At 71.5% G+C, this 15,628-nt stretch carries 10 protein-coding genes and 1 pseudogene; 5 read left to right on the plus strand and 6 right to left on the minus strand.

Annotated features, from left to right (window positions below):
- Positions 1 to 142: 142 nt before the first annotated feature.
- Positions 143 to 778, plus strand: a complete 636-nt coding sequence (locus DN051_RS42255) for a TetR/AcrR family transcriptional regulator (protein ID WP_246041270.1) — start codon at positions 143 to 145, stop codon at positions 776 to 778.
- Between the two features lie 43 nt (positions 779 to 821).
- On the opposite strand, the gene DN051_RS42260 is transcribed toward DN051_RS42255, so the two are convergent.
- Together DN051_RS42260 and DN051_RS42265 are read right to left on the minus strand one after the other, a co-directional pair.
- Entirely contained in the window at positions 822 to 2,246 is a 1,425-nt protein-coding gene (locus tag DN051_RS42260) for an MFS transporter (RefSeq protein WP_246041271.1), read from the minus strand.
- Positions 2,239 to 4,152, minus strand: coding sequence for a glycoside hydrolase family 15 protein (locus tag DN051_RS42265; RefSeq protein ID WP_112443073.1), 1,914 nt, complete (start codon positions 4,150 to 4,152; stop codon positions 2,239 to 2,241). The genes DN051_RS42260 and DN051_RS42265 overlap by 8 nt, the downstream gene beginning before the upstream one ends.
- Positions 4,153 to 4,357: 205 nt before the next feature.
- On the opposite strand from DN051_RS42265, the gene DN051_RS42270 reads away from it, so the two are divergent.
- Entirely contained in the window at positions 4,358 to 6,001 is a 1,644-nt protein-coding gene (locus DN051_RS42270; protein ID WP_053763487.1) for an alpha/beta hydrolase, read from the plus strand.
- A 111-nt stretch (positions 6,002 to 6,112) separates the two neighbouring features.
- A complete protein-coding gene (locus tag DN051_RS42275) occupies positions 6,113 to 6,934 on the plus strand; it encodes a lipase family protein (protein ID WP_053763488.1) in 822 nt (273 codons plus the stop codon).
- Between the two features lie 118 nt (positions 6,935 to 7,052).
- On the opposite strand, the gene DN051_RS42280 is transcribed toward DN051_RS42275, so the two are convergent.
- Positions 7,053 to 9,230, minus strand: coding sequence for a DUF8189 domain-containing protein (locus tag DN051_RS42280; RefSeq protein WP_162625182.1), 2,178 nt, complete (start codon positions 9,228 to 9,230; stop codon positions 7,053 to 7,055).
- Positions 9,231 to 9,796: 566 nt separating this feature from the next.
- Between DN051_RS42280 and DN051_RS42285 the strand changes: the two genes are divergently transcribed.
- A complete protein-coding gene (locus DN051_RS42285) occupies positions 9,797 to 11,233 on the plus strand; it encodes a Gfo/Idh/MocA family protein (protein WP_112443075.1) in 1,437 nt (478 codons plus the stop codon).
- Between the two features lie 264 nt (positions 11,234 to 11,497).
- On the opposite strand, the gene DN051_RS42290 is transcribed toward DN051_RS42285, so the two are convergent.
- Complete coding sequence (locus DN051_RS42290; protein WP_112443076.1) at positions 11,498 to 12,322, minus strand: DeoR/GlpR family DNA-binding transcription regulator; 825 nt, start codon at positions 12,320 to 12,322, stop codon at positions 11,498 to 11,500.
- A gap of 151 nt (positions 12,323 to 12,473) precedes the next feature.
- Positions 12,474 to 13,757, minus strand: coding sequence for a M48 family metallopeptidase (locus DN051_RS42295; RefSeq protein WP_053763492.1), 1,284 nt, complete (start codon positions 13,755 to 13,757; stop codon positions 12,474 to 12,476).
- A gap of 364 nt (positions 13,758 to 14,121) precedes the next feature.
- Between DN051_RS42295 and DN051_RS42300 the strand changes: the two genes are divergently transcribed.
- Positions 14,122 to 15,138 carry an alcohol dehydrogenase catalytic domain-containing protein gene (locus tag DN051_RS42300; RefSeq protein WP_162625183.1) on the plus strand — a complete coding sequence of 339 codons (1,017 nt, stop codon included), beginning with the start codon at positions 14,122 to 14,124 and terminating at the stop codon, positions 15,136 to 15,138.
- Between the two features lie 176 nt (positions 15,139 to 15,314).
- Here the strand turns inward: DN051_RS42300 and DN051_RS42305 are convergent.
- Positions 15,315 to 15,539, minus strand: a pseudogene (locus DN051_RS42305) (DUF6745 domain-containing protein); the annotation flags it as partial.
- Positions 15,540 to 15,628 lie beyond the last annotated feature (89 nt).

Here is a 15,628-nt window from a genome sequence, read left to right on the forward strand (position 1 = left end):
GGCGGCGGCGCTGGGGCCCGTATCCTCGTATCCGGAACGGGTTCCGGTTCTACGTTCGACGGTAAGCGGAACTGGTTCCGTTTACAAGCGGGGTCGCTACGGGACACGGATATGTACGGGACACGGATATGAGGGAGTCGATGTGACCGGGAACGACGGGGACGCCGCGCGGCCACGCAGGCCGCTGCGCGCCGACGCGCAGCGCAACGAGGACCGGCTGCTCGAGGCAGCGGCCGCCGCCTTCGCCCGCGACGGAGCGGGTGCCTCGGTCAAGGACATCGCCCGCCGGGCCGGCGTCGGCGTGGGCACGCTCTACCGCCGCTTCCCCTCCAAGGAACTGCTGATCGAGGCGACGTACCGGCACGACGTGCACCGTCTGTGCGAGGCGGCACCGCACCTGGCGGCCACGCGGCCACCGGTGGAGGCGCTGCGGACCTGGATGGAGGACTTCATCGACTTCATGGCCGCCAAGCAGGGCATGGCCGACGCGCTGCGCGTGGTCCTGACGGACGCCGGCGAGAAGCGGCACACCCGGACCCTGCTCGCCGACGCCCTCACCCACCTGCTCGGTGCCGGACAGGGCTTCTCGGTCGCACGGCCGGGGGTGGACGCCGAGGACGTGCTGATGGCGCTCGGCGGTATCAACCTCATGGCGGCCAGCGAGGAGCAACGCGAGCTGGCCACCCGGCTCATCGACCTGCTCCTGCACGGCATCGTGCAAGAACCGCCGCCGACCGCACCGGACCGGGCGGCGGCGGACAGCGGAGAACCACGCTGAAGGGCCCCACGGGAGTCGGGGCCTCGGCGCTGCGCGGCCGTCGTCAGTGCTGCGCCCGCGGAGCCGTGGTACCGGCGGCGGGCGTGCCCGCCGGGCGCGCTTCCTCGGGGAGCAGGGCTGCCGCGATCAGGCCCCCGACACTGAGGACCGCGAGGACGATCAGGGCCGCGGCGTAGGCGCCCCTGGTCAGGCCCGCGACCAGGATCGTGCCGGCGATGGCCGTGCCGAAGGACGAGCCGAGGTTCGACACACTGCGGGACAGGCCCGAGATCTCACCCTGTTGCGCCTCCGGGAAGCTCGACTGCACGACGTTGACCGAGGGGGTGAGCATGACGCCCAGGCCGAGTCCGACGAGTGCGAGTCCGGGGACGAAGGCCCAGGCGGTGGAGAAGGCGGCGGCCAGGGCGATCAGCACGACCACGCCGGCGATGCACATGAGGAACCCGGCCATGATGAGGGTCCGTTGCGTGTGGCGTGCGGCGAGTCGCTCGGCGCACAGGGAGGAGATCAGCAGGCCCAGCGTGGCGGCGGTGAAGATGACGCCGGTCTCGATGGCGTCGTAGCCGCGAACGACCTGGAGGTAGGCCGCCACCGTGAACGACGAGCCCATGAGCACCAGCCACTGGACGTTCTGGGTGACGAGCCCCAGGTTGGACCGGCGGACGCGGAACAGGGCGAGGCTCAGCAGCGGTTCCCGGCCGGCCGCCTCCTTGGCGCGAACGGAGCGGAAGAACCACCACAGCACGAGCGCGCCGAGCACCAGCAGGCCGATCGTGAGCCAGATGTTGTCGTCCGCGGCCAGGATGCCCATGACCACCAGAACGAGACCCGCGGCGGACAGCACGGCGCCGGCGGTGTCGAAGGAACGGGTCGGGTCGGGCGGCAGCGGATCGTCCATGCGCCGGCTGAGCAGGACGATCACAGCGATCACCAGGGCCTGGAACACGAACGCCGCGCGCCAGCTGATGGCGGTGGTGATCAGGCCGCCGATCAGCGGACCGGCGGCGGCACCGATGCCGCCCAGGGCCATGATGACGCCGAACGCCCGGGCGCGGGACGTCACATCGGGGTAGAGCAGGGTCGTGAGGATGTAGACGGGTGGGATGAGCAGGGCGGTGCCGATGCCTTCGAGGATCGAGTTGCCGAGGATCAGCACCCCGAGGCCCGGAGAGGCCGCGCTCAGCAGCGCCCCGATCGCATAGACGACGAGGCCCGTGAGGAAGCAGCGCTTGCGGCCGTAGCGGTCGGTCAGCTTCCCGCCGGGGATCATCAGCGCCGCCATCACCAGGAGGAACACGGTGATCGCGACCTGCACGCCCTGCACGGTGGTGTCCAGGTCTGCGCTGATGTCGTTGATCATGACGTTCATGTTGGAGCCGGCGAAGCTGCAGATGAACTGCGCGAGGGCCAGGGCGGCCAGCACCCGTCCGTGTCCGGCCGGCCGCCCCGACGGCTGCGCCTCAGGCACCCGGGTCGCCCCCGTCGGGGGCGTCCGCCGGCAACGTGATGCGTTGCAGTGCCAGCGGGCGCAGCGTGGCGGTCCGCGGCCCGGCATGGGCCTTGCTCAGCTCCTCGTCCAGCGCGATGGCCGCGCTGACCAGGGCGAGGTGGGTGAAGGCCTGGGGGAAATTGCCGAGTTGCTCGCCGGTCGGGCCGATCTCCTCGGCGAAGAGCCCGACGTGGTTGGCGTACGTGAGCATCTTGTCGAACGCGTAGCGGGCCTGGACGAGCCTGCCGCTGCGGGCCAGGGCCTCGACGTAGAAGAAGCTGCACAGGTTGAAGGTGCCCTCCGAGCCGCGCAGGCCGTCGGGGCTCGCCGAGGGGTCGTAGCGGTAGACCAGGCTGTCGCTGACCAGGTCCTCGTCCATCGCGTCGAGGGTGCTGAGCCAGGCCGGATCCTGCGGCGAGAGGAACCCGACCTGCGGCATCAGCAGCAGGGACGCGTCGAGTACGTCGCTGTCGTAGTGCTGCACGAAGGCCTGGCGCTTGTCGTTCCAGCCGCGCTCGACGATCTGCCGGAACACCGCGTCCCGGGTCTCGGTCCAGCGAGCGATGTCGGCCGGGCGGGAGAACCGGGTGGCCGCGCGCAGCGCGCGCTCGAACGCCACCCAGGTCATGAGCCGGCTGTACGTGAAGTTCTGCCGGCCGCCGCGGGTCTCCCAGATGCCTTCGTCCGGCCGGTCCCAATTGCCGGCGAGCCAGTCCAGAACGCCGCCGAGCGCGTCCCAGCCGCGGATCGCGCCGACGTCGTCGCCCACGAGGAGGGCGTCCGCGGCCTCACCGTAGATGTCCAGCTGGAGCTGGTCCATGGCCGCGTTGCCCGCCCGGACCGGGCGTGAGCCCCGATAGCCCTCGAGGTGGTCGAGGATCACCTCGTCCAGATGTGGGTCGCCGTCGATCCGGTACATGATCTGGAGCGGGTCGCCCGTGGCGGAGTCGCCGGCCTCGACACGGTCGCGCAGCCAGCGCCGGAAGGCGTGCGCCTCCTCGTGGAAGCCCAGGTTGATCAACGCTCTGACGGACAGTGCCGCGTCCCGGACCCAGGTGTAGCGGTAGTCCCAGTTGCGCTCGCCGCCGATCTGCTCCGGCAGTCCCATGGTGGCGGCGGCGACGGGCGCTCCGGTGGGGGCGTAGGTGAGCAGTTTGAGCGTGATCGCCGACCGGTTCACGATGTCCTGCCACCGGCCCCGGTAGGTGCAGGAGCTCAGCCACGACAGCCAGAAGTCCCGGCACGCCTCGAATCCGCCGGCCAGCGCGTCGACGGTGACGGGCTCGGGGGCGGGCGCGCCGCTCGCCGTGCTGGTCAGCTCGACCGCCGCCGCCTGGCCTGCCGTCAGCGTGAAGCGTGCCGTGATGTCGTCGCCCGACGACCGCAGCTGGACACCTGAGGTGGTCCGCAGGTGCAGGTCGGTGCCAGGACCGTGGAACACCGCCGCGTGGTGGTCGAGCCGGGTGAGGGTGTGCGGGGCGCGGCCGTAGTCGAACCGCGGCCGGCACGTGAAGGTGAACGGCAGGCTGCCCCGCATGACCCGGACGACCCTCACCAGGGTGTGCCGGTCCGTCGGCGTCGTGGAGTCGAGGGGCACCATGAAGTCGGCCACCTCACCCACGCCGTCGGGTGCCATGAACCGGGTGACCAGGATGGCGGTGTCGGCCAGATACAGCTGCCGCACCAGCATGCCGTCGCTGTCGCCGGGCTCCGCCGCGAGATGGCAGAACCCGCCGCGTTCACTGTCCAGCAGCGACGCGAAGACGCTGGGTGAGTCGAAGCGGGGTGTGCACCACCAGTCGACGGTTCCGCCGGCGGAGACCAGGGCGACGGTCTGCAGGTCGCCGACCATGCCGTGGTCGGCGATCGGGGGGTAGCGGTCCACGTGATCTCCCTCGTCGAGCCGGGACACGTCAGCGGCACAGGCGGACGCCCGCCCCCGACCCGCTCCCGTCGAGCGTTCACCGACGCGGTGCGTACCGCCTCACCCACCGGGGGTGAATCCGCGCCGCGGGACCGGCCGGCGGCGGCTCCGCCATTCGGCCCCCTCCGGCTCGCGGGCTCGCACGGCCGGCGGTGGTCTGGGCGGCATGCACATACCTGGACTGCCGGCGGGCCGCAGGAGAAGTGCCGCGGCCATCGCGGTGGTGACCTGCTCCCTGGCACTGGCCTGGCCGGACCCCATCGCCGCCGGCGGCGGGCCCACGCCGCCGCTGCCCGTCCCGAAGCTGGACTGGAAACCCTGTGTCCAGGGCAGTCCCTACGACTGCGCCACCGCGAAGGTGCCCCTGGACTACGACGAACCGGGCGGTCGCACCATCGACCTGGCCGTCATCAAGCGGAAGGCGACCGACCCGGGGCGGCGGATCGGCACCCTGTTCTTCAACCCCGGCGGACCCGGCGGACCGGGCACGATCCAGATGCCGCAGAACTACGACCGCTTCCCGCAGCAGGTGCGCGAGCGCTTCGACATCGTCAGCTGGGACACCCGCGGCGTCGGCAGCAGCACCGCGGTGGACTGCTTCGGGAGCGCCCGGGAGGCGGCGGCCTGGAACGAGAGCAAACCGGCCGGCATCCCGGTGGGCGCGGGCGAGCGGGCAACCTGGAAGACCGCGTACGAGGACCTGGCCCGGCGCTGCGAGAAACGCGACCCCGAACTGCTGCGGCACGTCGCGACCGCCGACACCGCGCGCGACCTCGACCAGCTGCGCCGTGCGGTGGGTGAACCCCGGCTCACGTACCGCGGACTGTCCTACGGCACGTTCCTCGGCGCCACCTACGCCAACCTCTTCCCCGACAAGGTCCGCGCCATGGTCCTCGACAGCAACTGGGACCCGACGGCCTGGACGAACAACGCCTCCGACGACGCCCGGCTCCCGACCTTCCTGCGCCTCGGCTCGGACCGCAGCGCGGCGGCCACCCTGGACAGCTTCCTCGCGCTGTGCGGGTCCGCCGGCACCGAGCGCTGCGCGTTCTCGGCGGGCAGTCCGGCCGCGACCCGGGACAAGTTCGACCGGCTGATGGCGCGGCTGCGCGAGCATCCCGTGGACACATGGACATACGGGCGCACGGTCGACGACCTGGTGAACGGCCTGTACGTGGTCCGGCCCCGCTGGACGGACCTCGCCGGCAGATTGCAGGAGCTGTGGCGGGGACGCGCCCCGCAGCCGACCACGCCTCCGCCGCCGCCACCGGTCCCGCATCCGAATCCGTATCTGGGTGAGGAACAGCCCACGGCGATCAGCTGCGCCGACAGCCCCAACCCGCGCGACCTCGACGCGTACCACCGGGCCGAGGAGGCCGCCGCCGCCCGCGCCGGCGACGTCGGACGCCTGTGGACCTGGGCCACCTACGGGTGCGCCGCCTGGCCGGAACTCGCCGCCGACCCCTACCTCGGCCCGTGGAACAAGCCGACGGCGCACCCCGTCCTGGTGATCGGTACGACCTTGGACCCGGCCACCCCCTACACGGGTGCGCAGGCCATGGCGCGGGAACTGGGCAGCGCCCGACTGCTCACCAACGTGGGGTACGGGCACACCGAACTCCTCAATCCCAGCGGCTGCGTCGCCGCGCACGAGACCCGATACCTGATCGACGGCACCCTGCCGCCGCCTGGTACCGAGTGCCGGCAGGACGGCACGCCCTTCGCCGCCCCCGACCCGCGCGGCGCGGTCGACGCCGGTGTGGGCACGACGGCCCACCTCGACTCCCTGCGGCCGGCGCCTTTCAGGTGAGTCGCGGGTGTGTCGGCCGGCCGGAGGCATATGCCGGAGGTAGGACGGGGGTGGTGCGGGCCCGCACTCGCCGCACCGCACTCTGACCAGCGCCGAGGAAGGGACCCACCCGTGGCCGCACCCGCCGCCATCGACCACCGCGCCGCCGGCTACAGCCTGGCGCACGCCTACAGCCTCGCCCAGGCCTCCGCCCTGGCGTACAAGGACGAGGCCGCCATCGAGCGGCAGGCGCGCGCCTGGGGGTTCGACCGGGTGCGCCACCACGAGACCCGGTTCACGCCGCCGTTCCCCCTCCAGGACACCCAGGCCTACACCATGGCCAGCGACCACATGGTCGTCACCGCGTTCCGGGGGACGGAGCCGATCCAGATCAAGGACTGGCTCACCGACGGCAACACGCCGCCACGCCAGGGCCCCGCCGGCACGGGATACGTCCACCACGGCTTCGCCGAGGCACTGGAGTCGATCTACCCCGACGTGAAGGACACGCTCGCGGAGTTCCGCACCGACGGGCAGAGCGTGTGGTTCACCGGTCACAGCCTCGGCGGCGCGCTGGCCATGCTCGCGGGCGCGCACCTGTACCTGGAGGAGCCCCGCCTCGCCGCGGACGGCGTCTACACCTTCGGCCAGCCCCGTACCTGCGACCGCAAGCTGGCCGCCGCGTACAACAAGGGCTTCGACAAGCGCATGTACCGCTTCGTCAACAACAACGACATCGTGCCGCTGCTCCCGCCGGAGCCCGCCTTCACGCATGTCGACTCGCTCAGGTACATCGACTCCCGTGGCAGGGTGCACGAGTCGATGCCCGTGATCGGGGCCTTCACGGACCGGGTGAAGGGGATGACCGCCGACGTCCTGGCCCCCGCGAGCGACGGAGTGCGCGACCACTTCATGGACAGCTATCTGAACGCGCTGAAGAAGAACCTCGACTGACCGCCCCGCCGAACGCCACACCGTACGGAAATACCGCCCCGCCGAACGCCGCTCCGTACGGAAACACCGTTCCCGGCGCCGCCCGTCGCGGCGCCGGGAACGGTGTGTTCCGGTGAGATCAGCGCGCGCTGACGACGCTGAACGTCCGTCCGTCGGGCAGCCCGGCGATCTTCACGCGGGTGGCGCCCAGGGCACGGCCGTACGGGCCCCACACCTGACCGAAGCGGGTCCAGTTGCCGCTCGGGTCGGCGGCCGCGTGCCAGGTGTTGCCGTCCAGGCCGATGGCCAGCAACTGGGTCGACCCGTCCGGGAGGGCGGTCAGGGCGACACCGGAGCCCTCCATGATGTCGCCCGGACTCCATTCCAGTCCGGTCCAGGGGCCGTTGGCGCCGTGCCGGGTGCGGGTCGTCCGGTAGACGCGGTCGTCGTTGCCGATCGCGGCGATCTGGATGACGTTGTCCCTCGAGACGGTCATCGACAGGTCCTTGCCGGCGAAGACCGGACCGCCGTTCGCGCCGGGCACGGTCTGCCAGCCCTGGGTGGGGATGTCCCACGACCCGTCGGCGCGGCGTTCCGAGATGCGCAGGTTGCCGTCGTTGCCGAAGGCCGCCACCTTGACGGCGCCGTCCGACAGGGCGGCGATGGCCACGTCCTTGGCCTTGAAGACACCGCCGTCAGGACCGGCGGGGGCGGCCCAGCCCGTCCAGGAACCGTCCGTGCGGCGCAGCTGGTGGAACAGGACGCCGTCCTTGTCGACGGCGACCGCCTGCGTCTCGCCGTTGGGCGTGCTCGTCAGGGCGATCGGACCGCCGTTGAACCGCTTGTCCGTCTCGTCGCTGTTGAGCCGGGCCCAGCCCTGCCACGAGCCGTTCGCGCGGCGGACGTTGTGGTACATCTTCCTGTCGGTGCCGTAGGCGAGGTACTGGAGCGAGCCGTCCGGCATCGCCGTCACCGCCTGCTCACCGCCCCCGAACTCCAGGGAGGTGTAGGCACCGGGCAGCGCCTCCGCCGCGGTCCAGCTGCCGTCGGCCCGGCGCTCGGTGCCGACCAGCGTGCCGGCCGCCGTGGTCGGGGTGTTGTTCGCGATGATGGCCGCGCTCATGTCGCCCGAGCCGATGAGCGTGCCGTTGTCGCGCCGGCCACCCATGTCGATCCAGTCGAGCTGGACGATGTTGGTGTTCTTGGCGATGGCGGACGTGCGCCATTCGCCCTCCAGCTTCTCCAGCAGCTCGATGTTGTGTTCGCGGGCCAGGTACAGCATGTACGGGATGCCGTCGGGCTTGTAGTCCATGCCGTTGTTGACGACGTCGTAGGCCGCGTCGGGGATGGCGAGCGTGGAGTCCACGTTCCCCGAGAGCGCGAAGAACTTGTTCGGGTCGCCCGTGCTGGTCTTCAGCACCTCGTCGTTGCGCTGGAGGGCCTTACGGCTGATCAGGTCGATGGCCGGGTTCGACGCGGTGGGGTTCGTTATCGCCTCCTTGATGAGGGAGCCGAAGTCCGCGTTCTCGAGGTAGCTGTTGCGGGTCTCCATCCGGGAGCCGGCGGGCCATATCCAGGGGTAGTCCGTACGGTTCCTGGTGTCGAGCAGAATGACGCTCGCGCCCGCCGCCCGGAACTGGTTGTACGTGGACGTGGGCGAGAGCTTGTCCCGGTCGGCCATCCGTGAGGTGCCGATCTTGTCGCCGAGGAGCCGCACGGCCTCCAGGTGGTCCTCGACGGCGGTGTCGCGCTCCTGCGAGGGGTCGGAGTCCGGCGGGACCGAGGTGCGCAGCTCGATCGTGACGATCTCGTCGGGGTGGTCGCGGATCCACTCGGCGATGTCGTTGATCTCGCCTCTGCGGCCGGTGGCGGGGTCGTCGAAGAACAGACCGCCCAGGGGGCCGCCGTGGTAGGTGTACCACTTGCCGTTCTGCTTGCACAGCCGCAGGTCGAGGTAGCGCGAGCCGCTGTTGAGCTGCTCCTTGATGGGCGTCATCTGCGTGATGGAGATGGCGGCGGCGATCTGCGGGAAGTCCCTGGCGAGCTGGGCCTGGCCGGCGGTGTCGCAGACCCCGGTCTTGTCGGTGATGCTCCAGGACCCGGCGTCGTGGCTGCCCGGCATCACGATCTTGTTGAGCGGACGGTCACCGATGACGTCTCTGATCTGCCACATCCACTGGCGCAGATTCAGGCTGTCGGGGTCCACCGGGGCCGCGGCGGCCGTGCCGGGGACACCGGCGATGGTCAGGCCGGCGGTGAGCGTGGCCAGCATCAGGGTCGTGGACGTCCCACGACGAAGCGAAACGTGACGGGTCATCTGTCTGCGCAATCCGTTCTCGAGGTCAGGACGCCCGAAGGGGCGTCACCGCACCGGCTCCGGAGGCGTCGTGAGAGCGCTCGCAGGGAGTGGGTGCCGGGCGAAACTATGCACCTTCTTACTGGTCAGGACAGTCGTGACCGTCGGCGAAGGATTTCGTGAAGATGGCGTGTCGGAGGGTCAACTCAGGCTCGGCCCAGAGGGCTTGAAAAGCGCTCGGCGCTGGTCGTCGACTGTCCTGAAAAACTGTCCTGCGCCGGACGCTGCGCTCCGCCGCGACGGGGCCGACTGTGCACCCGAGATGAGCACTTCCCTCGGACTCGGCTCGATTCGACCACCCCAGCGGCTCGATTCCGCGACCGTGCGCGCGCACTGAATCAGAGGCTCCGCTTACCGGTGACCCGAACCCCGTCGAACCGGGAAACGCCCGTCTGCGCACATCACACATGCTCGTTCTTGTTCACAACCACCGTCTAATGAACAACTATTGACACGGTAAAGCTGGTCCCGCCAGAGTCTTCAGCACCAGTGATGCCGATTCGCGGACCTGAGGAGCGTGCTTCCCCATGCCCGAAATCCCCGCAGTCTCAAGACGGTTGCTGCTCGGCGGAGCCCTGGCCACCGGCGCGACGGTGGCCGGCGTCGGCGCGGCACAGGCGGCGCCCCATGACGGGGCCGACCTGGCGGCCGGCCCCTCGCCCCGGCGCGGACCGGGCCAGAAGTCCATGATCAACGTCCCCTTCGAGGCACGCAGGACCGTGCGCGTCGGCGTCATCGGGCTCGGCAACCGGGGCTCAGCGATGAGCGAGGGCTGGTCCGTCGTGCCCGGCTGCACCGTCGCCGCCGTCTGCGACATCCGCGCGGACCGCGCCAAGCGCGTCGCGGACAAGCTCGTCTCCCAGGGCAAGCCGCGCCCCGCCGAGTACGGCGGCTCGGACGATTCGTACGAGCGGATGCTGCGCCGCGACGACATCGACCTCGTCTACATCGCCACGCCGTGGGAGTTCCACCACCGCCAGGGCCGGGCCGCGCTGCTCTCCGGCAAGCACGCGCTCGTCGAACTGCCCGTCGCCACCGAACTGGACGAGCTGTGGGACCTCGTCGACACCTCCGAGCGCACCCGCCGGCACCTGATCCTCTCGGAGAACTGCTCCTACGGCCGCAACGAGTTGGCCATGCTGAGGATGGCCCACGACGGCCTGTTCGGCGATGTCACCAACGGCCACGGCGGCTATCTGCACGATCTGCGGGAACTGCTCTTCTCCGACACGTACTACACGGACTCCTGGCGGCGCCGCTGGCACACCCGCAGCACCGGCTCCCTCTACCCGATGCACGGCCTCGCGCCGATCGCCGCCGCCATGGACGTCAACCGCGGCGACCGCATGACCGCGCTGCGCGCCACCGCGACCGAGCCCAGGGGCCTCGCCGACTACCGCGAGCGGTTCATCCCGAAGTCCCACCCCTCGTGGAAGGAGACCTACGTCAACGGTGACCTGGTCACCTGTCTGATCGACACCGCGAAGGGCCGGATCATCCGAGCCGAGCACGAAGTCAGCTCGCCCCGCCCCTACAGCCGGATCAACAGCCTCGCCGGCAGCCGCGGCATCTTCGAGGACTACGCGGGGACCTCGGCGACCGGTGGCCGCATCTATGTGGAACCCGACCACAGCGGCCACGCCTGGCGCGACTTCGACGCGTACCGCAAGGAGTTCGACCACTGGCTCTGGACGAAGATCGGCGACGACGCCGAGAACAACGGGGGCCACGGCGGCATGGACTACGTGCTCCAGTGGCGCACCGTCCAGCTGATGCGCGCCGGCCTCGTCCCCGACATCGACGTCTACGACTCGGCCGTGTGGTGCTCACCGGTGGCCCTGAGCGTGAAGTCCCTGGCCCTGGGCGGCCGTCCGGTGCAGATCCCCGACTTCACCAGGGGCGCGTGGGTGAACCGGCGCCCGGGCCTGGACACCGGACCGTCCGAGATGCCGCCCGTCGACTGAGCGCCGCCGCGCGAGCGGACCGGGGGCGCCCGGCCGGGGGATGCGGAGGCGCCGGGCGCTGCGGGCGTGAGTAGCCCGGCGGCGAGGGCGTCCCCCGGCCGGGTGCGGTCCGTGGGGTGGGGTCCGGGTGGGCGCCGATGTGTCGGGCGGCCGGCCGCGGCGTCACAGGGGCGGGACCGTGGCGGCCTGCCTCGGTGAGTTGGGCCGTCCAGGTGCGTGGAGCGGGCGTCGGGGGACGGGTGTGCCTGGCGGCCGTTCGCGGCGTCAGACGGCGTGGACCTTGATGCCCGCTTCGGTGAGCCGGGCCGCCATCTCGGACGACAGCCCCGAGTCCGTCACCAGGACGTCCACCCGGTCCAGTCCGCAGATCCGCGCGAAGGCGCGCCGGCCCATCTTCGAGGAGTCCGTGACCACGATGACGCGGCCCGCCCGCTCGACGAACAGCCGGCTGATGCCGGCCTCGTCCTCCTGATGGGTCATCACACCCAGGTGCGGGTCGACGCCGTCGACACCCAGGACGGCGACGTCGAGGACGACCTCGTTCATCACCCCGGCCGTCAGCGGGCCGACCAGCTCGTACGTCTGCGAGCGGGCGACCCCGCCGGTCACCACGATCTTGATCTGCGGGCGCACGGCCAGCTCGCCGGCGATGTTGAGCGCGTTGGTGACGACGGTCAGCGTCGGGCCGGCCGGGTCCGACGACTGCCGCCGCCCGCCCCCGGCGGAGCCGTCACCGCCACCCGCGCCCGCGCGCAGCGCCAGCGCCCGTGCCACCTCGGTCGTCGTGGTACCGCCGTTGAGGCCGACGACGTCTCCCTCCCCGATCAGCTCGGCGACGGCCGCGGCGATGCGGTGCTTCTCGGAGGCGTGCCGGGAGGACTTGTAGCGCAGCGGCAGTTCGTACGCCACACCGTGAGCGATGGCGCCACCACGTGTGCGGACCAGCATCTGCTGCTCGGCGAGCTCGTCGAGGTCCCGCCGGATCGTCGCGGGTGACACCTCGAGGGCCGTCGCCGCGTCCTCGACGTCCAGTCTGCCCTCGGCGGCCAGCAACTCCAGCAGTCTGCTCCACCGCTCGGGCTTGGACATCTGTCGGACTCCTTCGGGCATCGGACCTGCGCTGCCGACACGTTAAGCGACCGCGCACGAGCAGCCACAACGACGGAGGGAATCCTGCGCGAAGCTGCTCGCGATCCGGTGCTTCGGCGCAACCGGGCCCACGGGGCCACCCGGTGGCAGGCTATCCGTCGAAGCCGTCCCGGACGATGCGGCGGGCCACCGCGGTGCGGGCCCCGGCGAGTTCCGCGGCGATGCGGCGCTCCCGCTCCTCGTCCGTCACCACGGCGGCGGGCGCGGACGGGCCGACGAGCAGACAACTGCGCCGCAGATGTGTCGGCGGGTGCGTCGAGTCGACACTGTGCCCGCGCCGCGCACCGACCCGCCGCTGCCGCTCGTACTCGTACGGCGGGATCGACGCCATGTGCGCGGTGAGCAGCTCCCAGATCTGCTCCGCGCCCGCTTCGGCCCTGCGGGCGCCGCGCGGTCCGCCGAGGGCGGCCCGGTTGGCCTCCCGCCGCAGGGCGCCGCGGGCCGACGCCGTGACCAGGAGCCGGTCCATCAGCGCCACGGCCGCCTCGGTGGACGCGGCGCGGGCGGCCTCGCGGTCGGCCAGGTACTCGGCCCGCTGCGTGGCGCGCAGCGTCAGGTGGTCGAGCAGCGTCAGGACGCCGTGGAGGAACAGCTGGGGCACGACGTACAGCAGGTTGGTGACCATCTCCACCATGGACGGGTTGGGGATCGGCAGGAAGAAGTACCGCCAGGTGGTCAGGGAGTGGTACGCCGTCGACACGACCAGACTGTGGCGGGTGTCGCCGTTGCTGTAGTGGGCGAGTTCGTGGCCGAGCAGCGCCACTCTCTGCTGCGGGGTGAGGATCTCCCACAGGGGGATTCCCAGCGTCAGCACCCGCTGCCCGCGTACGCCCTGCACCATGACGCTCGCGTTGAGTTCCGCGTCGACCGCGACCCGGTCGACGCCGCGGGTGCCGACCACCTGGGCGACCTCGTCCACGAGCGCGTAGAGCTCGGGAGCGTCGTCGCGGCGCAGGACCGCATCTTCCGTCGGCATCCGCACCGCCCGCGGTCTGAGGGCCCACGCGAACATGAGCATCAGCGGTCCGCCGACCGTGCCCAGGCCGCCCCACCCGCGCACCAGCCACCAGACCCCGCCGAGGGCCAGGGCCACGGTGACGCCGTGCACCGTGAGCGCGATCCCGAAGGCGAGCAGGGAGGAGGCGTCGCGCCGGGCGCGCAGACTCCCCCCGTCCGTCACCTCGGCCAGCAGCTTCTCGCCGTGCCGCCGGGCCAGCGCCCGCCTCACCCGCTCCAGCCGGTCCCGCTGCGGCTCCGGCGGTTCCGGGTCCACGTTCCAGTCACACGCGGCGCACCAGGCGACGAACCTGGAGTCCACGAGGATCTCGGTTCCGCACTCCGGACATGCCTGCGACTTCTCCTCGACAGTGCGCACCGTTGCGCCCTCCCCCCACAGCGACCTCTCCCCAGAAGCCGCCTGTACATGACAGGCCGAAGTTGATCATCATGGCTCGTCGGGGTAAAGACGAGGTGGCCTCGTCGCATCCGTTCGTGATTCAACCGAGACGTCGGCCTGCCCGCCCACGACGAACATCGCGGTCGGCCACGCCGGTGAGCACGGCACGGCGCAGCCCACACAGCACGGCACGGCGCAGCCCACACAGCACGGCACGGCCCAGCCCGCACAGCACGGCGCAGTGCAGCCGCCACAGCACGGCCGGCACGGCGCAAGCGCCGTTCGCCGCAGTGATGACGTCTCCCGCTTGGACGGCCGGGCGCGGCTCGCCGACGCTGGATACATGCACGCAATCACCCTGAACCAGCCCGCACCCCTCGCCGAGAACCCTCTGCACTGGGGTGAGGTCCCCACTCCGTCCCCCGGCCCCGGTCAGCTGCTGATCGAGGTGGCCGCGTGCGGTGTGTGCCGCTCGAACCTCCACATGATCGAGGGCGACTGGGTGGACGGCGGTGTGCCCGGCATCTGCCCGATCATCCCCGGCCACGAGGTCACCGGCACGGTGGTCGCGGTCGGCGGGGACGTGGACGGCTTCACCACCGGGGACCGGGCCGGCGTACAGCCGCTGTGGTGGACCTGTGAGCAGTGCGCGTACTGCACATCGGGCCGCGAGCAACTGTGTCACCGGCGCAGAATCACCGGCGAGCACGTCGACGGTGGCTACGCCCAGTACCTGCTGTCCAACGCCGCCCACACCTACCACGTGCCCGACACCCTGGATCTCACCGAGGCCGCCCCGCTGTTCTGTCCCGGCATCACGGCCTACGGTGCCGTGCAGAAGCTCGACCTCGGCCCCGGCACCACCGTCGCCGTCTTCGGGCTCGGCGGCGTCGGACACATGGCGGTGCAGTTCGCCCGGCTGACCGGCGCGGACGTCATCGCCGTCGGCCGCAGCGCGGACCATCTGCGGGTGGCACGCGAGCTGGGTGCCACCCGGGTCGTGGACGCCTCGGCGGAAGACCCGGGACGGACACTCGCCGACTCGGTGGACGCCGCGATCACCTTCGCCCCGTCCGACACCGTCACCGAGCAGGCCCTCGCGGCGCTGGTCTGGGGCGGGACCCTCGTCGCCGGTGTTCCGCTGTCTGTCTCGGACTTCCCCTTCAACAAGGAGCAGACCGTCAAGGCTTCGCTCCTGGGCAACCGTGCGCAGATGAACGAGGTCCTGGCCCTGGCCGCCGAGGGCAAGGTCCGCTCGGTCGTGGACCGCTTCCCGCTGCGGGAGGCACCCGAGGTGCTCGGCATGCTGGCCGCGGGCAAGCTCCGCTCCAGGGCGGTCCTGGAGAACCGGGCCGCTTGAGGCGGGGCTCCACCGCCGGGGGCAGGGCGGCAAGGCGCCAGGGCGGCCGGAGTGCCCGTCGGGGCGGCACGGCGACAGGTCTGCGGAGGCGGCACGCCGTCAAGTCCGCGGGAGTGGGGCGCTGTCCGGCCCGCGGGAGCCGGCCGACCGCCCGGTCCGCGGGAGCCGGAGCGCCGTCAGGTCTGCCGGACCGGCATGTACTCCTGCGCGGTGACCCCGAAGGTCCACGCCACGCCCTCGCGCGCCGTCCTGGTGCCGGGCGGGACACGAAGCCAGTACGTGCGGAACGTGCCGTCCGGCTCCGCCGTGGAGTTCACGACCTCGACCATCGCCACGTCCTCGTCGCCGTCGAGGGCGATACGCCACAGCACGCCGGTCTCGTCCCGGTGCACGGGCTGCGCACGCGCTCGTTCGGCTTCCCACGGGCCGGTGCGCACCTCCTCGCGCACGCTCCGGCCGAGGTTCCCGGCGGTCTGCAGCGGGGCCACCG

The sequence above is a fragment of the Streptomyces cadmiisoli genome (genome assembly GCF_003261055.1).
GTDB classification, from domain to species: domain Bacteria; phylum Actinomycetota; class Actinomycetes; order Streptomycetales; family Streptomycetaceae; genus Streptomyces; species Streptomyces cadmiisoli.

Bases quoted from the DNA above. Each gene is read 5' to 3' on its own strand.
- DN051_RS42270 (WP_053763487.1), top strand. From the start codon at position 4,358: ATGCACATACCTGGACTGCCGGCGGGCCGCAGGAGAAGTGCCGCGGCC.
- DN051_RS42280 (WP_162625182.1), bottom strand. From the start codon at position 9,230: ATGACCCGTCACGTTTCGCTTCGTCGTGGGACGTCCACGACCCTGATG.
- DN051_RS42285 (WP_112443075.1), top strand. From the start codon at position 9,797: ATGCCCGAAATCCCCGCAGTCTCAAGACGGTTGCTGCTCGGCGGAGCC.
- DN051_RS42290 (WP_112443076.1), bottom strand. From the start codon at position 12,322: ATGTCCAAGCCCGAGCGGTGGAGCAGACTGCTGGAGTTGCTGGCCGCC.
- DN051_RS42300 (WP_162625183.1), top strand. From the start codon at position 14,122: ATGCACGCAATCACCCTGAACCAGCCCGCACCCCTCGCCGAGAACCCT.